General features: G+C 72.7%; 20 protein-coding genes and 1 tRNA gene. 10 read left to right on the plus strand and 11 right to left on the minus strand.

What is annotated here, in order from left to right; translation table 11 throughout:
* The first annotated feature begins 36 nt into the window (after positions 1 to 36).
* Genes HOO61_RS04865 through HOO61_RS04875 form a run of 3 tightly spaced genes read left to right on the plus strand, consistent with a single transcriptional unit; the run spans position 37 to position 2167 of the window.
* Positions 37 to 672, plus strand: a complete 636-nt coding sequence (locus HOO61_RS04865; RefSeq protein ID WP_172257402.1) for a nitroreductase family protein — start codon at positions 37 to 39, stop codon at positions 670 to 672.
* The gene (locus HOO61_RS04870; protein WP_172257404.1) at positions 669 to 1145 is read left to right on the plus strand and encodes a glutathione peroxidase; all 477 of its coding nucleotides are present in this window, start codon (positions 669 to 671) and stop codon (positions 1143 to 1145) included. Before HOO61_RS04865 ends, HOO61_RS04870 begins: the two co-directional genes overlap by 4 nt.
* Positions 1145 to 2167: a hypothetical protein gene (locus HOO61_RS04875; protein WP_172257406.1), complete on the plus strand. Its 1023-nt coding sequence runs from the start codon at positions 1145 to 1147 to the stop codon at positions 2165 to 2167. The genes HOO61_RS04870 and HOO61_RS04875 overlap by 1 nt, the downstream gene beginning before the upstream one ends.
* Here HOO61_RS04875 and HOO61_RS04880 read toward each other — a convergent pair.
* From HOO61_RS04880 to HOO61_RS04900, 5 genes are all read right to left on the minus strand, one after another.
* Entirely contained in the window at positions 2164 to 3438 is a 1275-nt protein-coding gene (locus HOO61_RS04880; RefSeq protein ID WP_172257408.1) for a glutathionylspermidine synthase family protein, read from the minus strand. The two genes, HOO61_RS04875 and HOO61_RS04880, sit on opposite strands and share 4 nt — an antisense overlap.
* Positions 3439 to 3455: 17 nt before the next feature.
* Positions 3456 to 3914: a DUF350 domain-containing protein gene (locus HOO61_RS04885; RefSeq protein ID WP_216658548.1), complete on the minus strand. Its 459-nt coding sequence runs from the start codon at positions 3912 to 3914 to the stop codon at positions 3456 to 3458.
* Between the two features lie 64 nt (positions 3915 to 3978).
* Positions 3979 to 4365, minus strand: coding sequence for a hypothetical protein (locus HOO61_RS04890; protein WP_172257410.1), 387 nt, complete (start codon positions 4363 to 4365; stop codon positions 3979 to 3981).
* Complete coding sequence (locus HOO61_RS04895) at positions 4362 to 4949, minus strand: potassium channel family protein (RefSeq protein ID WP_172257412.1); 588 nt, start codon at positions 4947 to 4949, stop codon at positions 4362 to 4364. The genes HOO61_RS04890 and HOO61_RS04895 overlap by 4 nt, the downstream gene beginning before the upstream one ends.
* 86 nt (positions 4950 to 5035) lie before the next feature.
* Positions 5036 to 5314 (minus strand): GNAT family N-acetyltransferase, encoded by a 279-nt coding sequence (locus HOO61_RS04900; protein WP_172257414.1) that lies wholly within the window; start codon positions 5312 to 5314, stop codon positions 5036 to 5038.
* Between the two features lie 61 nt (positions 5315 to 5375).
* Between HOO61_RS04900 and HOO61_RS04905 the strand changes: the two genes are divergently transcribed.
* Complete coding sequence (locus HOO61_RS04905) at positions 5376 to 6755, plus strand: NAD-dependent malic enzyme (RefSeq protein ID WP_172257416.1); 1380 nt, start codon at positions 5376 to 5378, stop codon at positions 6753 to 6755.
* Here HOO61_RS04905 and HOO61_RS04910 read toward each other — a convergent pair.
* Positions 6736 to 8943: an MMPL family transporter gene (locus HOO61_RS04910; protein ID WP_367650027.1), complete on the minus strand. Its 2208-nt coding sequence runs from the start codon at positions 8941 to 8943 to the stop codon at positions 6736 to 6738. The two genes, HOO61_RS04905 and HOO61_RS04910, sit on opposite strands and share 20 nt — an antisense overlap.
* A 107-nt stretch (positions 8944 to 9050) precedes the next feature.
* Between HOO61_RS04910 and HOO61_RS04915 the strand changes: the two genes are divergently transcribed.
* Complete coding sequence (locus HOO61_RS04915) at positions 9051 to 9545, plus strand: MarR family winged helix-turn-helix transcriptional regulator (protein ID WP_367650028.1); 495 nt, start codon at positions 9051 to 9053, stop codon at positions 9543 to 9545.
* A gap of 158 nt (positions 9546 to 9703) precedes the next feature.
* Here the strand turns inward: HOO61_RS04915 and ppgK are convergent, their stop codons facing one another.
* A complete protein-coding gene (gene ppgK, locus HOO61_RS04920) occupies positions 9704 to 10459 on the minus strand; it encodes a polyphosphate--glucose phosphotransferase (RefSeq protein WP_172257418.1) in 756 nt (251 codons plus the stop codon).
* A gap of 275 nt (positions 10460 to 10734) precedes the next feature.
* Between ppgK and HOO61_RS24460 the strand changes: the two genes are divergently transcribed.
* Positions 10735 to 12207: a fatty acid desaturase gene (locus HOO61_RS24460; RefSeq protein ID WP_172257420.1), complete on the plus strand. Its 1473-nt coding sequence runs from the start codon at positions 10735 to 10737 to the stop codon at positions 12205 to 12207.
* Positions 12208 to 12220: 13 nt separating this feature from the next.
* Here HOO61_RS24460 and HOO61_RS04930 read toward each other — a convergent pair whose 3' ends face one another.
* The 4 genes from HOO61_RS04930 to HOO61_RS04945 all read right to left on the minus strand — a co-directional run bounded on the left by HOO61_RS04930 (position 12221) and on the right by HOO61_RS04945 (position 15888).
* A complete protein-coding gene (locus HOO61_RS04930; protein ID WP_172257422.1) occupies positions 12221 to 13996 on the minus strand; it encodes a selenocysteine-specific translation elongation factor in 1776 nt (591 codons plus the stop codon).
* Positions 13996 to 15336: an L-seryl-tRNA(Sec) selenium transferase gene (gene selA / locus HOO61_RS04935; protein WP_172257424.1), complete on the minus strand. Its 1341-nt coding sequence runs from the start codon at positions 15334 to 15336 to the stop codon at positions 13996 to 13998. Before selA ends, HOO61_RS04930 begins: the two co-directional genes overlap by 1 nt.
* A 21-nt stretch (positions 15337 to 15357) precedes the next feature.
* Positions 15358 to 15452 (minus strand) — tRNA-Sec (locus tag HOO61_RS04940).
* Between the two features lie 10 nt (positions 15453 to 15462).
* Positions 15463 to 15888 carry a rhodanese-like domain-containing protein gene (locus tag HOO61_RS04945; protein WP_172257426.1) on the minus strand — a complete coding sequence of 142 codons (426 nt, stop codon included), beginning with the start codon at positions 15886 to 15888 and terminating at the stop codon, positions 15463 to 15465.
* Between the two features lie 118 nt (positions 15889 to 16006).
* Between HOO61_RS04945 and selD the strand changes: the two genes are divergently transcribed.
* The 4 genes from selD (at position 16007) to nrfD (ending at position 22390) form a co-directional block, all read left to right on the plus strand.
* Entirely contained in the window at positions 16007 to 16996 is a 990-nt protein-coding gene (gene selD, locus HOO61_RS04950) for a selenide, water dikinase SelD (RefSeq protein WP_172258157.1), read from the plus strand.
* An 83-nt stretch (positions 16997 to 17079) separates the two neighbouring features.
* Positions 17080 to 20451, plus strand: a complete 3372-nt coding sequence (gene fdh / locus HOO61_RS04960; RefSeq protein ID WP_253942145.1) for a formate dehydrogenase — start codon at positions 17080 to 17082, stop codon at positions 20449 to 20451.
* Positions 20451 to 21365, plus strand: coding sequence for a 4Fe-4S dicluster domain-containing protein (locus HOO61_RS04965; RefSeq protein WP_172257428.1), 915 nt, complete (start codon positions 20451 to 20453; stop codon positions 21363 to 21365). Before fdh ends, HOO61_RS04965 begins: the two co-directional genes overlap by 1 nt.
* Positions 21362 to 22390 carry an NrfD/PsrC family molybdoenzyme membrane anchor subunit gene (gene nrfD, locus HOO61_RS04970; RefSeq protein ID WP_172257430.1) on the plus strand — a complete coding sequence of 343 codons (1029 nt, stop codon included), beginning with the start codon at positions 21362 to 21364 and terminating at the stop codon, positions 22388 to 22390. Before HOO61_RS04965 ends, nrfD begins: the two co-directional genes overlap by 4 nt.
* Positions 22391 to 22393 lie beyond the last annotated feature (3 nt).

Below are 22393 nucleotides of genomic sequence, written 5' to 3' on the forward strand. Positions count from 1 at the left end.
CGTGTGCCCGGGTACGGCCCCGCCATACTCGACCGCGTGACCGATCGTGCGCCGCAGCCCACCGCCGCCGGACTGGCCGAGCCGCTGCGCTCGCGCTGGAGCCCGAGCGTGTACGACGACGCGCACCGGCTGAGCAGCACCGAGATCGAGACCCTCCTGCGCGCGGCGCAGTGGGCGCCGAGCAAGGGCAACACCCAGCCGTGGGCGTTCTTCGTCTGCGTCCCGGGGACGCCCCAGCACGAGCGGCTCGTCGCGACGCTGAGCCGTGGCAACGCCGGCTGGGTGCCGCGTGCGTCGGTCGTCTTCGTCACCACCGCGCACGTGCGCGAGAGCGAGGAGCCCGGCGCGGCGTCGTACAGCGACCACGCCCTCTACGACGTCGGCCAGGCCGCGGCCCACCTCACCCTGCAAGCGCGGGCGATGGGGCTGCACGCGCACCAGTTCGCCGGCTTCGACCACGACGCGCTGGCCGAGGCGCTCGGCGTGCCCGCCACCCACCGCGTGCTCACCGGCATCGCGGTCGGTGTGCCGGGCGACCCGGCCGAGGTCGACGAGCGCACCGCCGCGCGCGACCACCGCGACCGGGCGCGCAGGCCCATGGAGGAGTGGGTCTTCGGTGGCCGGTTCGGCGAGCCGTTCGTGACAGCACCGCTGGCAGACTCTGGGCCATGACCTCTCTCTCCGACTTCTCGGCCCCCGCGATCGACGGCACCGACACCGACCTCGCGCAGTACGACGGCAAGGTCGTGCTCGTCGTCAACACCGCCTCGAAGTGCGGCTTCACCGGCCAGTACCAGGGCCTGCAGCAGCTGCACGACACCTACGCCGACCAGGGCCTGGTCGTGCTCGGCTTCCCGTGCGACCAGTTCGGCAACCAGGAGCCGGGCGACGAGGCGGAGATCTCGGACTTCTGCGAGCGCAACTTCGGCGTGACCTTCCCGCTGTTCTCCAAGGTCGACGTCAACGGCGACGACGCGCACCCGCTCTTCGACTGGCTCAAGGACTCCAAGGGCGGGCTGCTCGGCAGCACGATCAAGTGGAACTTCACGAAGTTCCTCGTCGGGCGCGACGGCCAGGTCATCGACCGCTACGCGCCGCAGACCGAGCCGGCGAAGCTGGCCGACGACATCGAGAAGGCCCTCTGATGCGCGCCGGCGTCGTCGCCGCGGTGCTCGCCGCGGTGGTGGCGTCGGCTGCTCCGGCGGGAGCGGATGGTTTCGACTCGGTCGCTGCGCGACCTGCTCAACCAGCGGTGGGGGTGAACGAGCGAGCGGCCGACGTGGTCGTCGGCACCGGGACCCCCGCGTCCTGCACCTCTGCCGCGGTCGTACGAGCCGTGGCGAGGGGCGGCGTGATCTCCTTCGACTGCGGGCCGTCCCCGGTGACCATCGCGATGAAGCGCACGGCGAAGGTCGTCAACACCTCGAGCCGTGTCGTCCTCGACGGCGGTGGCCTCGTCACCCTGAGCGGCGAGGGCCGGCGGCGCATCCTCTACATGAACACCTGCGACCGCGCGCAGGTGTGGACGACGCCGCACTGCAACGACCAGGCCGAGCCGCGGTTGGTGCTCGAGCGGATGCGGTTCGTCCGCGGCAACAGCACCGGCGAGACGACCGACGGCGGTGGTGGCGGCGCGGTCTTCGTGCGCGGCGGCCGGCTGCGGATCGTGGGGTCGACCTTCGCCGACAACCGCTGCGACCGCACCGGCCCCGACGTGGGCGGCGCCGCGGTGAGGGTGCTCGACCAGTACCGCGACCTGCCGGTGCGGGTCAGCCGGTCGTTCTTCCAGCACGGCCGGTGCAGCAACGGCTCGGCCCTCAGCAGCATCGGCGTCTCGTGGCACATCACCCGATCGACCTTCACGAGCAACTCGGCCGTGGGCCGGGGGGCCAACCCCGCCCGTCCGGGCACCCCTGGCGGCGGTTCGGGGGGCGCCATCTACATGGACGGCGACGACATCCACCTCACGCTCGAGGACAGCGTGATGTCGAACAACACCGCGCGCGAGGGCGGCGGCGCGATCTTCTTCGTGTCCAACGACCGCACGGGCACGCTGCGGATCGACGACTCGCGACTGCTCGGCAACACCAGTGACGGCTTCGAGACGCTGCCGGGGATCTTCTTCCTCGGCGCGAGCCGGACCATCACCGACTCGATCGTGCGCTAGCCGGTCGTGGGGAGGGACGGTGCGTCGGGGCCGACGCGCTCGGCCAGCCACTGCGCCACCTGGTCCTCCGACGGCGCGAGCCCGTCGCTGATGACGTGGGGCGCGACGCGCGAGAAGTAGTCGGTGACCATGGAGTCGGACTCGCGCACGAGCATGCCGGCGGCCTCGCCGTCGACGATCCACGACCCCAGCACGACGCGGTTGCCCTCGAAGCTCGGCAGGTCGGTGTAGGCCTGGTAGACCCAGCCCTCGGCGCCGTAGCCGCCGGGCATGACGACGTCCTCGAGCATGTCGTCGAGGTGGATGCGGATGTTGTCGCCCTCACGCCCGTGCAGCGGCTTGGCGACCCAGCGATCGAGGTCGCGCGGCTCGTCGAAGTACGCCGGCAGCAGCAGGCGGTGGCGCGGGAAGAGCTCCCACAGCACCGGCAGCAGCGCCTTCGTGCTGAGCAGCACCTTCCAGGCCGGCTCGATCCACCTGGTCGGGCGCGACTCGGCCTGCTGGACGACGTACTGGCCGAACGGCTCGGCCAGCATCTCCTCCCAGGCGTAGAGCTTGAAGGCGTTGCGCAGCGGCTCGTCGTGGACGTCGCGGTAGTCGCGGGTCTCGGGGTTCCAGCCGACCTCGGCCATCGGGTGAGCCATCGTGATCCACCCGGCCTGCACGGCGGCGTCCATCAGGTAGTGGACGGTCATCTCCATCTCACCGCCGTCGTAGGAGTCCTCCTCGCCGAGGTCGTAGAGGAAGTGCATCCGGTCGCCGTCGAAGTGTCCGGAGCGGCGGAGCTTGCGCCACCCGTCGACGAGCCGGTCGTGGACCGAGTTCCACTGGTCCATCTCCGGCATGACGTCCTCCATCCAGTTCCACTGGATGATCCCGGTCTCCACGAGGCCGGTCGGGGTGTCGCCGTTGATCTCGAGCATCTTGATCGACCCGTCGGCGCCGTACGCCAGGTCGAAGCGCGCGTAGAGAGCAGGGTCGCCGGCCTCGATGGAGCGTCGTACGACGCCCAGCGAGCCGGGCGGCAGGCCGAGCCGCTCGTCGGTCATCGTCGTGGCCATGTGGGTGACCGCCTGCAGGCACATCGCCCACAGCTCCTCGGTGGCGGCCTCGAGCGCCTCCACCTCCTCCATCGTCACCTCGTACCAGGCGTCCTCGTTCCAGTAGGGGAGCTCGGACCCGTCGGGCATCTTCGTGGTCGGGAAGACCAGGCCCTGCTCGACGACGGTCTCGCGCCAGCCCTCACGCGCCCGCGACCGGTGCCGCCACATGTGTCGGTGCCCCCTGCTCAGGCGATGCTGGCGCACACGATGGCGCCGACCGACAGGGCGACGGCTGCCGCGACCTGCGCGAGGGGACGTACGGGACCGGGCGCGGTGACGATCTGGCGCAGGTCACCCGGCGTCATCGCCTCGACCGCGAAGAACATCAGCGTGTTGAGGACGATGCCCACCACGCCGAAGCAGACGGTCCACACCAGCGCCCAGCCCAGCGAGGTCTCGCCATTGGTCCAGATGGCGGTGAAGAGCACCGCCGCGTTGGAGACCAGCCACGCCGAGGTGACCAGGCCGGCGCCCTTGGAGTGGGCGTGCACCGACTCGTTGCCGTTCTCGTCGACCCCGCGCAGGTGGGTGCCGAGGTGGCCGGGCGTGGCGAGGTCGAGGACGTAGTAGGCCGCCACGAGCATCGCGCCGCCGACGAGGGCGTACGCGACGGCGTGGAGGAGGGCGTCGATCAGGTCGGTCACGGGGAGGTCTCCTGGGAGCGGTGCTGGCGGGTTCGGGTGGTGGGTCGGTGCGCTCGGGCGGGGCTCAGCCGAAGCCGCGGTTGCTGCCGCCGAAGCCGCCCTTGGTGGTGGCGGACTTGACGGTGGAGCCGCCGGTGGTGGGCAGGCCGCCGCGCTGCACCGTGCCGTTGAGGGTGCTGCCCCGGAAGGTGCCGCCGGTTGCGGTCTGGCCGACCGCGGGGATGAGCGTGCGGGCGCCGAGGTAGTACCAGAAGAAGCCGGAACCGCCGCCGTTGTAGTCGGAGTCGTCGTCGCACTGGTCGTCGTCGACGCGCTCCTGGGTCTCGGGGTCGACGCACACCGCGGCGTAGTCGGCGCTGGAGGAGCAGCCGGTGAGGCTGCTCGCCATCAGGGCGGTGATGCCCAGCGAAATGCTGGTCGACCGCATGCGGCGGCGGGTGGTCGTGGTCATCGGGCGCCTCCGGGCGGGTCCTGATCGGCGTTCGTCGGTGGGGCGTTCTTCTGCGCGAACATCGCCAGCATCTGCTCGGCGACGTCGGTGGTGGCTGCGTCGGCCGCCTCGTGCTCGGCGAGCCGCTCCTCGAGCCACGCGCGGCCGTGCTGCGCCTCGAGGGAAGCGAGGGTGAGGTGCTCGAGCCGGTCGATCCGTGCGTGGACGTCCTCGAGGACCGTCGCCACGGCGAGCGACTCCTTGTCGAAGACGAGGTTGGCGATGACGTGGCCGATCGCGATCGGGACGAGCACCAGCATCGACACGATGAGGACCGCGCCGACGGCGCGGCCGGCGGTGGAGGACGGGTAGAAGTCGCCGTAGCCGACGGTCGAGCCGGTCACGATGCCCCACCACAGCCCCTCGACCGGGCCCTTGTCCTCCAGCGCTGCGTAGGTGAAGGAGCACGCGACCCAGATGCCGAGCACCACGAGCACCAGCAGGTGCGGGGCGTTGACGAGTCCGCGCACCGGGCGCGCGACGAAGCCGATGCGTCGCGCGATCGCCTTCTCGGCGCCGTCGACGTCCGTGACCTGCTCGGCCATGCCCGATCCCCGTTCCCCCGTGGTGTCGCCGCGAGTGTAGGGCGTCCCCCGGTCCCGGCCACGCAGACGCCTCGGCGTCCCGCGGCTCACGCGACGAGGTCGGCGTACTCCGGGTGCTTCTTGATGTACGACGCCACGTAGGGGCAGTCGGGTCGCACCGTCAGGCCGCGCGAGCGGGCGTCGTCGAGCGCCCCGCGGGCGAGCGTCGAGGCGTGGCCCTGGCCGCTGAAGGCCTCCGGCACCTCGGTGTGGATCAGCCGGATCACGTCGCCGTGGATCCGGTAGTCGATGATGCCGACGAGCTCGTCGCCGGCGCGCAGCTCGTAGCGGTGGCGGTCAGGGGCGTCGATGAACTCTGTGTCCACAACCTGAGCCTAGACGGAGGTGACTTGCCCGTAACCCCGCGCGGGGGAGAGGGTCTGCCTCATGGCAGCAACCGCATCGTCGTACTCGATCACCATGCGGTTGTACACCGCGGCCGACCACAGCGTCGTCGGCTCCGTCGCGACCACCATCGCGCACAACGGGGGCGTCGTCACCGCGATCGACGTCGCCGAGTCGCGCCACGACCGGCTCACCGTCGACGTCACCTGCTCGGCCGCCGACGCCACGCACTCGCAGGAGCTCGTCACGGCGGTCTCCGGCGTCGAGGGCGTGACGGTCCACAAGGTCAGCGACCGGACGTTCCTGCTGCACCTCGGCGGCAAGATCGGCGTGCAGTCCAAGGTGCCGCTGCGCACCCGCGACGACCTGTCGATGGCCTACACGCCCGGCGTGGGCCGGGTCTCGATGGCGATCCACGACAACCCCGAGGACGTCCGCAAGCTCACCATCAAGGGCAACTCGGTCGCCGTCGTCACCGACGGCTCGGCCGTCCTGGGCCTGGGCAACATCGGGCCCGGCGCAGCGATGCCGGTGATGGAGGGCAAGGCCGCGCTGTTCAAGCGCTTCGCCGACATCGACGCGTGGCCGATCTGCCTGGCCAGCCAGGACACCGACGAGATCGTCCGGGCCGTCGAGATGATCGCGCCCGGCTTCGGTGGCATCAACCTCGAGGACATCGCGGCCCCGCGCTGCTTCGAGATCGAGGCCCGGCTGCGCGAGTCGCTCGACATCCCCGTCTTCCACGACGACCAGCACGGGACCGCCATCGTGGTGCTCGCCGCGCTCACCAACGCCCTGCGTTGCGTCGAGAAGCAGCTCGCCGACGTGCGCATCGTGGTGTCCGGCGCCGGTGCCGCGGGCACCGCGATCGTCACCCTGCTCCTCGCCGCGGGAGCGAAGGACGTCGTCGTCGTCGACCGCGAGGGCGCGCTCGCCGCGGGCGACGAGTCACTGTCGGCGGCGCACGCCGAGCTGGCCGGGGCGACCAACCCGCGCCGCGCCACCGGAACGCTCCGGGAGGTGCTCGTCGACGCCGACGTCTTCGTCGGCGTCTCCGCGCCCGGCATCCTCGACCCCGAGTGGATCCCGACGATGGCGCCCAAGCCGGTCGTCTTCGCCCTCGCCAACCCCGACCCGGAGGTCGACCCGGCCGAGGCCGACCGGTACGCCGCCGTGGTGGCCTCGGGCCGCTCGGACTACCCCAACCAGATCAACAACGTGCTCGCCTTCCCCGGTGTCTTCCGGGGCCTCCTCGACGCCGGCGCCCAGCACGTGACCACCGACATGCTGCTGCGTGCCGCCCAGGCGATCGCCGACACCGTCAGCGCCGAGGAGCTCCACGCGGCGTTCATCATCCCGAGCGTGTTCCACCCCGACGTGACCAAGCGCGTGGCATCGGCGATCAGCGGCCGGGAGAGCTGACGTACGAGGGCGCCGGGCTCGGCGTCGTACCGGCGTCCACGTCCGGCGGACCCACCTTGCGCGGCCACCAGAACTTCTCGCCGAGGGTGAGCGCGAGGGCGGGCACGAGCACGGTGCGGACGACGAGCGTGTCGAGCAGCACGCCGACGAAGATGATCGCGCCCAGCTGGGCGAGCACCACCAGCGGCAGCACGCCGAGGACGGCGAACACCGCGGCGAGCAGGATGCCCGCGCTGGTGATCACGCCTCCGGTCGCGGTGAGGGCGCGGAGCATGCCGGTGCGCGTGCCGTGCTCGCGCGCCTCCTCGCGGGCGCGGGTGACCAGGAAGATGTTGTAGTCGACGCCCAGCGCGACGAGGAACAGGAAGGCGAGGAGCGGCACGCCCGTGTCCATCGCCTCGAAGCCGAAGACGGTCTGGAAGAGCCACCAGGACGCGCCCATGCTGGCGGCGTACGTCGCCACGACCGTCGCGACGAGCAGCAGCGGTGCCACGATCGAGCGCAGCAGCAGGAGCAGGGCGCCGAGCACCAGCAGCAGGATGAGCGGCAGGATCAGCTGCCGGTCGCTTGCGGCGTACTCCTCCGCGTCGAGCGCCTCGGCGTCGCCGCCGCCGACGTGGGTGTCGTCGAAGTCGACCACCGCGCCCCGGACGTCGAGCACGACGGCCTGCGCCGCGTCGCTGCCCGGGGCGGCGTCGGGCACGGCGTCGATGCGGCTGATGCCGTCACCGCTGCTGGTGACGCGCGCGGAGTCCACGCCCCCGACCCCCTCGACGGCGGTGAGCACCTGGTCGGCGTCGTCGCGGGTGAGGACCTGGATCGGGTCGCTGGTGCCGGCGGGGAACGACTCGCCGAGCCGCTCGGCGGCGGCGATGGCCTCGGGGCGCTCCAGGAACTGGTCGGCCGGGTCGAGACCCGTGGTGATGGTCGTGGTGCCGAGAGCCATGACCGCCAGCGCGGCAACCGTCACGGCGACGAAGGTGCGCGGACGTCGCGACACGGCACTGCCGACGCGGTGCCAGACGCCGCGCGAGTCGACGAGGACCGGGTCGCCCACGTGCGGCACCCGCGGCCAGAAGACCCACCGACCGAACAGCACCAGTGCTGCTGGCAGCACGACGAGGGCGAACGTCGCGGCGATGACGACGCCGACCGCGCAGGCGAGGCCGAGACCGCGCGTGGTCGGGATCGCCGACAGGAGGAGCGTGAGCAGGCCCAGCACGACGGTGGTGGCGCTCGAGAGCACCGCCTCGACGGTCCGGCTGAGCGCGTGGGCCATGGCCTCGTAGCGCGACTCGGTGGTCTTGAGCTCGTCGCGGTAGCGCGAGATCAGCAGCAGGGCGTAGTCGGTGCCTGCTCCGAAGACCAGCACGCTGAGGATGCCGACGGTCGACTCGTCCCAGGCCACGCCGACCACCTCGAGCACGTTGGTCGACACGATCGCCGCCAGCCGGTCGGCGATGCCGACGACCGTCAGCGGGACCAGCCAGAGCACCGGGCTGCGGTAGGTGATGATCAGCAGGATGGCCACGACCGCGGCGGTCGCGGCGAGGAGCCGGATGTCGGCGCCGTCGAAGACCTGGCCGATGTCGGCCTGGATGCCGGCCGGCCCGGTGACCTGGACCTCGACCCCGTCGGGGGCGTCCTCGCGCAGCTGGTCGCGCAGCTCCTCGACCCGGTCGATGTTGTCGGTGGCGGAGGTCGAGGAGACGGGTACGGCGACGAAGGCCGCGGTGCCGTCCTCGGCCACGACGAGGGGGGACTGCTGCCCCTCGCCGCCACCGGGCGGACCGCCCTGGGGCCCGCCGGCCCCGCCGGTCCCTTGGTCGCCGCCCGCCGCGGCGCCGTCCGGGGCTCCCTCGGAAGCGCCCCCACCGCTCTGCGACAGCAGCGAGACCGCCTGCTGGGTCAGCTCGTCCTGCGCCGCGGCGTCGAGCTCACCGGACTCGGCGGTCCACAGCACGATGGCCACCTGGCCCTCGTCGTCGGGCAGCTGCTCCTCGAGCTCGACGGCCAGCGTGCTGTCCGCCCCGACGGGCAGCGTGTCCAGGGGTGAGGTCTCGCGCTCGCCCTCGGGCACGAAGGCGATGACGAAGAGCGCCAGCAGGATCGGCACGAGCGCGAAGAACCAGGCCAGTCGGCGTCCGGCGATCGCCCGGGCCGGGGCGGGGGTGTGGTGGGAGGGCACGGCGTCTCCTCGACGGGATAGCTAGGGAAGGTGATTGCTAAGCAAGTTACTTATCAAGTTAGCGATAGTATCCTCAGCGAGGCAAGCGCACGACGACGACCGGAGGTGTGACCAGCGTGACCGAGGAGCAGCACGTGGTCGCGCCCCCGCCCTGGGTGGACCGGGGCCGCGAGGACGCCCAGCCGCCGACGCTCCTCGCCCTGCGCGACCTCGTCGCCGCGGGCAGCCGCGTGAACCACGTGGTGTCGCGACGGGCCGGCCTCAGCGAGACCGAGCTGGTCACCCTCGAGCACCTCAGTCGCGAGCAGATCGGCCCCGCGGAGGTCGCGCGCCGGCTGGAGGTCTCGACCGCCGCGGCGACGGGCATCGTCGACCGGCTGGTCGCGCGGGGTCACGTCGAGCGCCGCCCGCACGAGGTCGACCGGCGCCGCACCGAGCTGCACATCACCGACTCCGGGCGCGAGGAGATCATCGGCCACCTGATGCCGATGTTCGCCGCCCTGCACCGGCACGACGGCAGCTTCTCCGAGGAGGAGAAGGCCGTCGTACGGCGCTACCTCCGCGGCGCGACCGAGGCCTTCGAGCGGGTGCTCGACGGCTGACCGGCCCTGCATCAGGCTGGACGAGCGGTGAGCAGGACATGTTCTCGGGCGCGAGAACCTGCGCTACTCACCGCTAGGTGGTGGGCGGTGTTCCACCCACGTTCGGGGCACCGGAAGTGTGGCTGGACCACCGACCGCAGGGCCAGCTGTGGCCCGGGTCAGTCCTCGGTGCCGGCCATGCGGTGCGCGACGAGCGCGGCGCCGACGATGCCGGCGCGGTTCTGCAGGGTCGCGGGCACCATCTCGGTCTCGACCTTGATGAGGTGGCCGAACTTGTCCCACGACTTGCTCACCCCGCCCCCGATCACGAAGAGGTCGGGGGAGAACAGGCGCTCGAGGTGGCGGAAGTACGCGGTGAGCCGCTCCGACCACTCCTCCCACGACAGGCCCTCACGCTCGCGGGCGCTGGTCGCCGTGGTCGCCTCGGCGACGGCACCGTCCAGCTCGAGGTGGCCCATCTCGGAGTTGGGGACGAGCTGGCCGTTCCAGATCATCGCCGAGCCGATGCCGGTGCCGAGCGTGATGACCATGACCAGTCCACGGCGGCCCTTCGCGGCGCCGTACTCCGCCTCCGCCAGCCCGGCGGCGTCGGCGTCGTTGACGACGTGCACCTCACGCCCCAGGGCGGCGGTGAAGATCGCGTCCGCGTCCTCGCCGATCCACGACTTGTCGATGTTGGCCGCCGAGTGCACCACGCCGTGCCGGACGATGCCGGGCACCGTCACGCCGACCGGCCGCGTGGACGCGGGGAAGCTGTCGATGATCTGTCCGAAGACCTCGGCGACCGCCTGCGGGGTGGCGGGTCGGGGGGTGTCGATCCGTTTGCGGTCGTGCGCGAAGTCGCCGACCTCGAGGTCGACCGGGGCGCCCTTGATGCCGGTGCCGCCGAAGTCGATGCCGAAGGGGTGTTCCATGGCACTAAACCTATCGCCAGCCGTACGCCGGTGTGACGGGGGCAACACCCGGCGAGACCGGGCGCCCGGATCGCGGTCGCGGCGGCGGTGGACGGGCCGACATCTTCAGCGATCCCCGGCTGACCGGCGGTTCCTGGACATGTCAGGCCGTGCACGGGCCGACATGTGCAGCGACCGCCGGCCGGCCGGGGATTCCTGATTTGACACAAGCGGGCCTCTTGTCAAGCGGCTTTACAGATCCTATGGTCATGTAAACCACGGCAGGAGGTCAGGAGATGACCGGCTACCCCACCCGACTCGCCCCCAGCGGCACCGTCCCCGAGGGCACGACCGAGATCTGGACCGACAGCAAGCGCCACCTGTGGCTGATCGGCCTGGTGGTGCCGAGCCTGGCGTTCGTCGCCTTCGGCGGCTACGTCGCGACCGGCTGGGGCGTGTGGTTCTGGGTCGGACCGATCGTGATCCTCGGCATCGTCCCCGCGATCGACCTCGTCGCCGGGCTCGACCGCGCCAACCCGCCCGACGACGTGATCGAGGCGCTCGAGCAGGACCGCTACTACCGGTGGGTCACCTACCTCTTCCTGCCCATCCAGTACGCCGGCTTCCTGGGCGCGATGGCGATCGTCGGGGGCTGGGACGTCCTCGGCGTGCTGGCCGACCAGCCGCTGTCGACCCTCGACAAGGTCGGCCTGGCGGTCTCGATCGGCTGCATCGGCGGCATCGGCATCAACACCGCCCACGAGCTCGGCCACAAGAAGGAGGCCAATGAGCGCTGGCTCTCGAAGATCGCGCTCGCCCAGGTCTGCTATGGGCACTTCTACATCGAGCACAACCGGGGCCACCACGTCCGGGTCGCCACCCCCGAGGACCCGGCGAGCGCCCGGCTCGGCGAGAGCTTCTACGCGTTCTGGCCGCGCGCGGTCGGCGGGTCGCTGCGGTCCGCCTGGCGGTTGGAGAAGCGGCGTCTCGCGCGGCGGAAGCAGTCGCCGTGGCGCCTCGACAACGACGTGCTCAACGCGTGGCTGATGACGCTCGTGCTGTGGGCGGGGGTGCTGGTCGCCTTCGGCGTCGAGGTGCTGCCGTACCTCCTCGTGCAGGCGGTCGTCGGCTTCTCGCTGCTCGAGGTCGTCAACTACATGGAGCACTACGGGATGCTGCGGCAGAAGGTCGGCGAGGGCGACCGCCGGCGCTACGAGCGGGTCCTGCCCAGCCACAGCTGGAACTCCAACAACATCGCGACCAACGTGCTGCTCTACCACCTGCAGCGCCACAGCGACCACCACGCCAACCCGACGCGGCGCTACCAGACGCTGCGCGACTTCGAGGAGAGCCCGGTGCTGCCCACCGGCTACGCCGGGATGATCGTGCTGGCCATCGTGCCCGCGGTGTGGCGGCGGGTGATGGACCAGCGGGTCGTGGACCACTTCGGCGGCGACGTGTCGCTGGCCAACATCAGCCCGCGCAAGCGGGAGCAGTACCTCGCCCGGTACGCCGCCGCGCCGCCGCTGGTCGGGCAGGGCGAGGAACGAGCCCGTGTCGAGACCCAGGCGAAGCAGCCGGAGGAGGTGCTCGCGGCCCGGTGCCCGGGCTGCGACTACGTCTACGAGGTCGCCGCCGGTGACGAGCACGAGGGCTTCGCCGCGGGAACGGCCTGGGCGGACGTCCCGGACGACTGGTGCTGCCCCGACTGCGGGGTGCGCGACAAGGTCGACTTCGTGCCCTGCGCGCCCGAGCGCGCGGCGGGCTGAGCCCGAGGCGACCTCAGCGCACCACCTCGCGCCGGTCGTCGGCGAGGCGGCGGGTGAGACCGGCGCGGTCGAGCCGGTCGAGCAGCGGCAGCACCACCCGGCGTGAGGTGTCGAGGTCCTGCCGGGCCGCGCTGGTGGTGAACGGCTGGTCGAGCCGGGCGAGGCGGGCGGCGGCGTCCCGGTCGGCCCCGGGCAGCAGCACCAGACCCGGCGCGATGCGCCACAGCAGTCCGGCGCGCTCGGCGGCACCGAGGGCGCGCTCGTCGAGGCCGAGCTCACGCAGCCGGTCGGCGGTGGGGGCGGCGAAGGGCGCGACCTCCAGCTCTCGGCGTACGACGTCGACGGCGGCGGCGACCTCTCGCGGCAGCCCCGACCCGGGCGCGCGCACCCGACCACCGACGACCGTCAGCGGCGGGCGCACCAGCGGCAGCACGAGGTCCGTGCTGGGCAGGCGGAGCCGGTCGGCGAGGACGGCCAGCGGCACGTCGGGGTCGAGCGGATGGGAGCGCGCGTGCTCCTCGACGAGGCGCGGCAGCCGGTCGGCGAGCGCCGCGGCGAGATCGCGGCTGACCAGCCACGGCCCGGCCTCGAGGTGGTCGCCGGGTGTGGCCGGCACGCCGATCCGACGCAACCGGTCGCGAGGGGCCAGGCCGCGCCGCGCGAGCTCGTCGGCAAGACGGGGGGTGCCGTCCGCGCCGGCGAGCGCGGCCGCCCGTCGAACGGCGGCCCCGCGCCGCCGCAGCCGCGGGGGGTCGGGATCGAGGACGTCGACCCGCCACAGCCGCCGGTCGCCCGGGTCGCGCAGCAGCATCCGGTCGCCCACCCGCAGCGGGAGGGCGCGCTCGAGGGTGAGCCGGGCGATGTCTTCGTGCGAGCCGAGCGGTCGGTGGCGCACGGCGACGTCCGCGGCGCCGACGTGCAGCTGCGGCGCGAGTGGGGGAGTGCCGGTGCCGGCGCCCGACCCCGGCGTCAGGCGTACGTCGACCACCTCGGTGTGGTGCCAGGCGTCCGGGGTGGTCAGCGCCGTCCCGCGGCCGATCCCGTCGAGGTCGCCGGTGAGGTTGAGCGCCACCCGGGCGGTCCCCGCCACGGTGTCGGTGTCGCGACCGAGGGCCTGCAGCCCGCGGACCCGCACCAGCCGGTCGCCGTCGGTGAGGGTGTCGCCCACCCGGACCGTGCCCGCGGGCAGGGTCGCGGTGACCACCGTGCCCGCACCCCGCACGCTGAACCGGCGGTCCACCCAGAGGCGTACGTCGGCGTCCGCGTCGGGCACCGGGAGCGCGCCGAGCATCGTGGCGAGCGCCGCCCGCAGGTCGTCGAGGCCGGCGCCAGTGCGGCCGCTGACGGCGACGACGGGTGCGCCGGCCAGGCTGGTGCGCGACACCTCGGCGGCCGCCCGCGCCATCGCGGGGCCGGGGTCGGCGAGGTCGCTGCGCGTGACCGCGACGACCCCGTGGCCGACGCCGAGGGCGTCGAGGGCGGCGAGGTGCTCGGCCGCCTGCGGCATCCACGGGTCGTCGGCCGCGACGACCAGCAGCGCCGCCGGCACGGGCCCGACGCCTGCGAGCATCGTGGTGAGGAAGCGCTCGTGGCCTGGCACGTCGACGAACGCCACGTCGCCGCCACCGGGCCCGGCCAGGCCGGGCCAGGAGGCCCACGCGTAGCCCAGCTCGATCGTCAGCCCGCGTCGCCGCTCCTCCTCGAGCCGGTCGGGGTCGGTGCCGGTGAGCGCCCGCACCAGGGTGGACTTGCCGTGGTCGACGTGACCCGCGGTCGCGACGACGTGCATCAGGCGCTGCCCGCCCCCGCCGCACGGCGTACGGCGTCTGCGAGCGCGGCGTCGTCGGCCGGGTCGAGCGCCAGGAGGTCGAGGAGCAGCCGCCCGCGCACGGTGCGGCCCAGGACCGGCGGCTCGCCGGCGCGCAGGGGCGCGGCGAGGCGCTCGGGCAGTGCGATCGCTGCACTGGGCATCTCGACGCCGGGCGCTCCGCCGCCACCGACCGCGCCGGCGGAGTCGACGACCTCGGCCCCCAGTGACGTCACCACGTCGGCGGGCCACGTCCCGACGATGGCGCGTGCTCGCGCCGCGAGGTCCTCGACGGAGCGAGCGAGCGCTGCCCGCACCGGCGGCACCGGTCCGACCAGCGTCGCTTCGAGGGCGGCGAGGGTGAGCTTGTCGACGCGCAGGGCACGCGCGAAGGGGTCGCGCCGCAGCCGCTCGACCAGCCCGGCCTCGCCGAGCAGCAAGCCCGCCTGCGGGCCGCCGAGCAGCTTGTCGCCGGAGGCGGTGACGAGGTCGGCGCCCGCGCGCAGGGCGGACGCGGCGTCGGGCTCGTGGGGCAGGCGGGCGTGGGGCTCGAGCAGGCCCGAGCCGATGTCGACCACGAGCGGGACCCGGCGTCCGGCGTGCTCGAGGCCGGCGAGGTCGCGGGCGGGCACCGAGGAGGTGAAGCCGGTGACGGCGAAGTTGGAGGGGTGGACCTTGAGCACGAACGCGGTCGAGTCGTCCAGCGCGGAGGCGTAGTCGGCGAGGTGCACCCGGTTGGTCGTGCCGACCTCCCGCAACCGGGCGCCGACCGACTCCATCAGCTCGGGGATGCGGAAGCCGTCGCCGATCTCGACGAGCTCGCCCCGCGCGATGACGACCGTGTCGCGTCCGTCGTCGCCGCGCGCGAGCACCCGGGTCACGAGGGCGAGCGCGGCCGCGCCGTTGTTGACCACGTGCACCCCGCCCGCGTCGGGCACGGCCGAGGCGAGCGCCTCGAGCGCGCCGCGGCCGCGTCGTCCGCGCTGCCCGGTGGCCAGGTCGAGCTCCACGTCGGTGGCGCCGGCTGCGACGCGCACGGCCTCGACGGCGGCGCCGGACAGGGGCGCGCGGCCGAGGTTGGTGTGGACCACCACGCCGGTCGCGTTGAGGACCCGGCGCAGCGTCGTGGCCGACGCCGGCAGCGTGTCCACGGCCACGTCGACGACCTCCTCCGGGGCGACCTCGCCCGACCGGCACCGCTCCTGCGCCCGGACGACGGCCTGCTTGACCAGCGCCGGCCCGAGCCGGGTCGCGGCGGCCCGCAGCCGCTCGTCGGTCAGGACCTGGTCGGTGCGCGGGACGGCCCGTCTCGGATCCGGCACGCGCCCTCCTGCTCTCACGTCTGGCGGAGGCGGACGGGAATCGAACCCGCCCGACCCAGCTGCTGGGTCGCAACGGTTTTGAGGACCGCGTCCGTCACCAGACGAGAACCGCCTCCACGAGCCACCCTAGTGCGTGGCGACACGCCGCTCCGTCGCGATCTCGCCCGCCTGCACCTCCGCGACGTACGCCGCCCACGCGACGAAGCCGCCGGCCAGGTCGGTCGCCCGGGTGAGGCCGAGCTGCTGCAGGGTGTGGGCCGCGAGGCTCGAGCTGTAGCCCTCGGTGCACACCAGCACGATCCGCCGGTCCGGGTCGCCGGCGACCGCGAGGCGCCACGGGCTGGTCGGGTCGAGGCGCCACTCGAGCACGTTGCGGTCGACGACGACCGCGCCCGGCACCTCGCCGTCACGGAGGCGCTGCTGCACCGGGCGCATGTCGACCACGAGCGCCCCGGCCGCGGTGACGGCCTCGAGCTCCGCGGGCTCGACCCGTTCGAGCCCGCGCCGGCACTCCTCGAGCAGGCGGGCGATGGCGGAGCCGTCGGGGTCCATGACCTGACGCTAGGCGCGCACCCGCGGTCCCCGCCACGAACAACGGGGTGAGGGGCGAGGTGCGGCGTCTGCCTAGATTGGCCGGGTGACCCAGCACGCGAGCACGTCCGCCAGCGAGATCCGCCTGACCCAGTACGCCGCCGGCGGTGGGTGCGCGTGCAAGGTCCCGCCCGGGGAGCTGGAGCGCGTGCTGAGTGGGCTCGGTCGGGGCCGGGCGTCCGGCGACCTGCTGGTCGGTCTCGACCACGGCGACGACGCGGCCGCCGTACGCATCGAGGACGGGCCCGACGGCACCGGTCGGGCCGTCATCGCCACGGCCGACTTCTTCACCCCGGTCGTCGACGACGCCTACACGTTCGGCCGCATCGCCGCGACCAACGCGATGTCCGACGTCTGGGCGATGGGCGGCACGCCGGTGGTCGCGGTCAACCTGCTCGGCTGGCCGCGCGACCGGATCCCCTTCGACGTGGCGGCGGAGGTGCTGCGCGGGGGTGACGACGCGTGCACCGAGGCGGGGGCCTTCCTCGCCGGCGGGCACAGCATCGACGACCCGGAGCCGAAGTACGGCCTGGCGGTCACCGGCATCGCCGACCCGGACGCGCTCCTGCGCAACGACGCCGCGCAGCCCGGGATGCCCCTGACCCTGACCAAGCCGCTCGGCCTCGGCGTGCTCAACAACCGGCACAAGGCGACCGGTGAGTGGTTCGAGGAGGCGGTCGCGGTGATGACCGCGCTCAACCGCGACGCCAGCCGCGCCGCCGTCGCCGCCGGCGTGCGCGCGGCGACCGACGTCACGGGGTTCGGCCTGCTCGGCCACCTCATGAAGATGATGCGCGCGAGCGGCACGACTGCGGTCGTCGACGCGGCCGCGGTGCCGTACGTCGATGGGGCGCGGCAGTCGCTGGCCGACGGGTTCGTGCCCGGTGGCAGCCGGCGCAACCTCGACTGGGTGCGCGCCCACCTCGCCTCCGACCTCGACGAGGACGAGCTCGTGCTGCTCGCCGACGCGCAGACCTCGGGCGGGTTGCTGGTGGTGGGCGAGCTGCCCGGACACCCGGTCGTCGGCGAGGTGGTCGCGGCCGGGGAGCACGCGCTCGTCGTCCGGTGACGCGCCCACCCCTCCGGTGGTGGACGGCCCCCGGTGACCGTCCCTAGGGTCGAGGTCCAGCCCACACTCGGAAGGTGACGTCCATGGCGGAGTCGAGGTCTCTCCTCCCGTGGCCGGTGCTGCGACAGCTGACGAGCGGTGACCTCCTCGGCCGCGGCAGGGCCGTGCGCTCGCGGCGTACGGACGAGGTCGAGCCGCGCACCAGCACCGCCGATCGGGTCGCACGCAGCGTGTGTCCCTACTGCGCCGTCGGGTGCGGGCAGAAGATCTTCGTCAAGGACGAGAAGATCGTGCAGATCGAGGGCGACCCCGACAGCCCCGTCAACCGCGGCCGGCTGTGCCCCAAGGGCTCGGCCAGCAAGAACCTCGTGACCAGCGAGCTCCGTGAGACCACGGTCAAGTACCGCCGCCCCTACGCCACCGAGTGGGAGGAGCTCGACCTCACCACCGCGATGGACATGGTGGCCGACCGGGTCGTGAAGTCGCGGCGCGACGCGTGGCAGGAGCTCGACGAGAAGGACCGTCGGGTGCGCCGCACGATGGGCATCGCGAGCCTCGGTGGCGCGACGCTCGACAACGAGGAGAACTACCTGATCAAGAAGCTCTTCACTGCGATGGGCGCCATCCAGATCGAGAACCAGGCACGTATTTGACACTCCGCCACCGTCCCCGGTCTGGGGACCAGCTTCGGACGCGGCGGCGCCACCGGCTTCACGGCTGACCTGGCCAACGCGGACTGCATCATCATCCAGGGCTCCAACATGGCCGAGGCCCACCCCGTGGGCTTCCAGTGGGTGGTGGAGGCGCAGAAGCGTGGCGCCAAGGTGATCCACGTCGACCCGCGGTTCACCCGCACCAGCGCGGTCGCGGACAAGCACGTCCCGATCCGCGTGGGCAGCGACATCGCCTTCCTCGGCGGGATCATCCGCTACGTCCTCGAGAACGGCCTCGACTTCCGCGACTACGTCGTGAACTACACCAACGCCGCGACCATCGTCAGCGACAAGTTCGAGGACACCGACGACCTCGACGGGCTCTTCAGCGGCTTCGATCCCGACAAGCGCACCTACGACCCCACCAGCTGGCAGTACGACGTCGAGGACGAGGAAGGCCAGCAGAGCGCGGCGCAGGCCGACGACTCCGAGGAGACCCAGGAGCAGCGCGACACCGCGGCCGGCCTGCAGCACGAGGCCCACGGCATGCAGGTCGAGGGCAAGCCGCGCCGCGACGAGACGCTCCAGCACCCCCGCTGCGTCTACCAGGTGCTCCGGCGCCACTTCGCCCGCTACACCCCCGAGGTGGTCGAGCAGACCTGTGGCGTCAGCCAGGCCGACTTCCTCGAGGTCTGCCGGGCGTGGACGGAGAACTCCGGCCGCGAGCGCACGACCGCGCTGGTCTACAGCGTCGGCTGGACCCAGCACAGCGTCGGCGTGCAGTACATCCGCACCGGCGCGATCCTCCAGCTGCTGCTCGGCAACATGGGCCGGCCCGGCGGCGGCATCATGGCGCTCCGCGGCCACGCCAGCATCCAGGGCTCGACCGACATCCCGACCCTGTTCAACATCCTCCCGGGCTACCTGCCCATGCCCAACCCCGACCAGCACGCCACCCTCGGCGACTACGTCGACAGCGTCCGCAACCCCGGCAGCAAGGGCTTCTGGTCCAAGGCGGACGCCTACACGGTCAGCCTGCTCAAGGCCTACTGGGGCGATGCCGCGACGCCCGACAACGACTTCTGCTTCGACTACCTGCCCAAGATCACCGGTGACCACGGCACCTACCGCACCGTGCTCGACATGATCGACGGCAAGGTCTCCGGCTACTTCCTGCTGGGCCAGAACCCCGCCGTCGGCTCGGCCCACGGCCGCGCGCAGCGCCTGGGCATGGCCAACCTCGACTGGCTCGTCGTGCGCGACCTCTTCGAGATCGAGAGCGCGTCGTTCTGGAAGGACGCCCCCGAGGTCGCCACCGGCGAGATCGTGCCGCAGGAGTGCCGTACCGAGGTGTTCCTCTTCCCCGCGGCCTCCTACGCCGAGAAGGAGGGCACCTTCACGCAGACCCAGCGGATGCTCCAGTGGCGCGAGAAGGCGGTGAACCCGCCGGGCGACTGCCGCTCCGAGCTGTGGTTCTTCTACCACCTCGGCCGGATGGTGCGCGAGCGCCTGGCCGACTCGACGGACGAGCGCGACCGGCCCCTGCTCGACCTGGCGTGGGACTACCCCGTGCACGACGAGGGCGTCCTCGGCACCGTCGGCGCGCAGGCCTGGGGCGAGCCCAGCGCCGAGGCGGTGCTGAAGGAGATCAACGGCTACGAGGTCGCCACCGGGCGGCCGCTGTCGAGCTTCGTGGAGATGAAGGCCGACGGGTCGACCGCCGGCGGCTGCTGGATCTACACCGGCGTCTTCGCCGACGGTGTCAACCAGGCCAACCGCCGCACGTCCCGCCACGACCAGTCCTTCGTCGCCCCCGAGTGGGGCTGGGCCTGGCCGCTGAACCGGCGCATCCTCTACAACCGCGCGTCCGCCGACCCCGACGGCAGGCCGTGGAGCGAGCGCAAGGCGTACGTCTGGTGGGACGAGGCGCAGCAGCAGTGGGTCGGCGACGACGTGCCCGACTTCGAGAAGACCAAGTCGCCGTCCTACCGGGCGCCCGCGGGGTCCGAGGGCGTCGAGGCGATCGAGGGCATCGACCCGTTCATCATGCAGGGCGACGGGAAGGGCGCGCTCTACGTGCCGCAGGGCCTGATCGACGGCCCCATGCCGACCCACTACGAGCCGGTCGAGTCGCCGTTCCGCAACCCGCTCTACGGCCAGCAGGCCAACCCGACGCGCAAGACGTACGACCGCAACGACAACCGGATGAACCCGGCGCCGCCGGAGGAGCACAGCGACGTGTTCCCCTTCGTCTTCACCACCAGCCGGCTCACCGAGCACCACACGGCCGGCGGCATGAGCCGCTACCTCGAGCACCTCGCCGAGCTGCAGCCGGAGATGTTCGTCGAGGTGTCCCCGGCGCTGGCCCAGGAGCGCGGACTCGAGCACATGGGCTGGTGCCACGTGGTGACCGCACGGTCGGCGGTCGAGGGACGGGTGCTGGTCACCGAGCGGCTCCGGCCGCTGCGGGTCGAGGGACGGACGGTCCACCAGGTCTGGATGCCGTACCACTGGGGCCAGGGCGGTCTGGTCAGCGGCGACTCGACCAACGACCTGTTCGGCATCTCGCTCGACCCCAACGTGCTGATCCAGGAGAGCAAGGTCGGCACCTGCGACGTACGCCCCGGGCGGCGGCCGACCGGTGCCGCGCTGCGCGAGCTGGTCGGCGACTACGCGCACCGGGCCGGGATCCGGGACGACGTGCACCCCCGGATCGTCACCGCCTCGGACCAGGCGCAGGCCCGGTCCCTGGCGGCGGCCGACACCAGCGACGACGACCAGGACGACCAGGGAGGCCAGTGATGGGCCGCAACAGCCTCTTCGGACCGCTCGACCCGGCGCCCGACGCCGGCTACACGGACGCGCCGAAGCGCAAGGGCTTCTTCACCGACACCAGCGTCTGCATCGGCTGCAAGGCCTGCGAGGTGGCGTGCAAGGAGTGGAACGACGTCCCGGAGAACCTGTTCGAGATGCTCGGCACGTCCTACGACAACAGCCACTCGCTCAACGCCAACCAGTGGCGCCACGTCGCCTTCGTCGAGCGCCCGGCGACCCCGGCCCGGCCCACCACCGACCTCGGCATGCCGAGCGTCGGCGCCCCGCCCAGCGACGTGCCCGAGGACGCGAAGCCCGACTTCCAGTGGCTGATGTCGTCCGACGTGTGCAAGCACTGCACCCATGCCGCCTGCCTCGACGTGTGCCCCACGGGCTCGCTCTTCCGCAGCGAGTTCGGCACGGTCGTGGTGCAGGACGAGATCTGCAACGGGTGCGGCTACTGCGTCGCAGCCTGCCCGTACGGCGTCATCGACCGCCGCCGCGGTCCGGAGGGCGACCCCAAGGTGGGCATCGCGCAGAAGTGCACGCTCTGCTACGACCGCCTCACCGACGGCCAGCGCCCGGCCTGCGCGGCGGCGTGCCCGACGGAGTCCATCCAGTACGGCGACGTCGACGAGCTGCGCGAGCGCGCCACCGCGCGGGTGGAGCTGCTCCACGAGCGGGGCGTCATGGACGCCCGGCTCTACGGCAACGACCCCGAGGACGGCGTGGGCGGCACCGGTGCGATGTTCCTCCTGCTCGACGAGCCCGAGGTCTACGGCCTGCCGCCCGACCCGGTCGTGACGACGAAGGACCTCCCGCAGATGTTCACCCGGGCCGGGATGGCGGGCACGGCCCTGCTCATCGGCGCGGCCCTGTCCTTCGTGCGGAGGCGGCCATGACCGAGGGCCCCGGGACGCAGGTGCAGCACGGCGGCAGCCCCGGCCGCTCTCGCGGCAGCTCGCGCGGCGGCGACCGGGTGATGGTGCCCGAGGCCGACTTCACCTCCTACTACGGCCGTCCGATCGTCAAGGCGGCGCCGTGGGAGCACGACATCGCCTACTACCTCTTCACCGGCGGCGTCGCGGCCGGCTCCTCGCTGCTCGCCGGCGGTGCGGACCTGACCGACCGACCCGGCCTGCGTCGCGCGGGACGGATGGGCTCGCTCGTCGGGCTGCTGCTCAGCGTCGTCGCCCTGGTGCACGACCTCGGCAGGCCGAGCCGCTTCCTCAACATGCTGCGCGTGGTCAAGCTGACCTCGCCGATGTCGGTCGGCACGTGGATCCTGTCGCTGCACGGGCCGTTCGCAGGCCTGGCCGCGGGCGCCGAGCTGGTCGGGATGCTGCCCACCCGCTGGCAGCGCGGGCCGGTGCGCCTGCTGCTGCGCCTCGGACGCCCGGCCGGGCTGGTGGGGGCCGTGACGGCCCCGCCCGTGGCGGCGTACACCGCCGTGCTGCTGGCCGACACCGCCACCCCGGCGTGGCACTCGGCCTACGAGGAGCTGCCCTTCGTCTTCTGCGGCTCCGCCGCCGCGGCCTCGGGCGGCTGGGCCATGGTGACCGCCCCGGTGGCGGAGGCCGGACCCGCGCGCACCTTCGCCGTCGGCGGCGCCGTCGTCGAGCTGGCGATGGCCCACCGCATGGAGGCGTCGATGGGCCTGTCGGCCGAGACGCTCCACACCGGCACCGCCGGCCGGTGGATGCGGGCCAGCAAGGTGCTCACTGCGGCAGGCGCGGCGGGCGCCCTCCTGGGTGGTCGCAGCCGTGTGATCTCGGTCGTTTCGGGTACTGCCCTGATGGCTGGTTCGTTCTGCACACGCCTGGGTGTCTACGAGGCCGGGATGGCCTCGGCGAGGGACCCGAAGTACACGGTGGTGCCGCAGCGCGAACGGGTCGAGCGCGGCGAACAGGTGCGCTACGAGGGCTGAACC

The organism is Nocardioides sp. zg-1230, from assembly GCF_013155335.1.
Taxonomy (GTDB): Bacteria; Actinomycetota; Actinomycetes; order Propionibacteriales; family Nocardioidaceae; genus Nocardioides.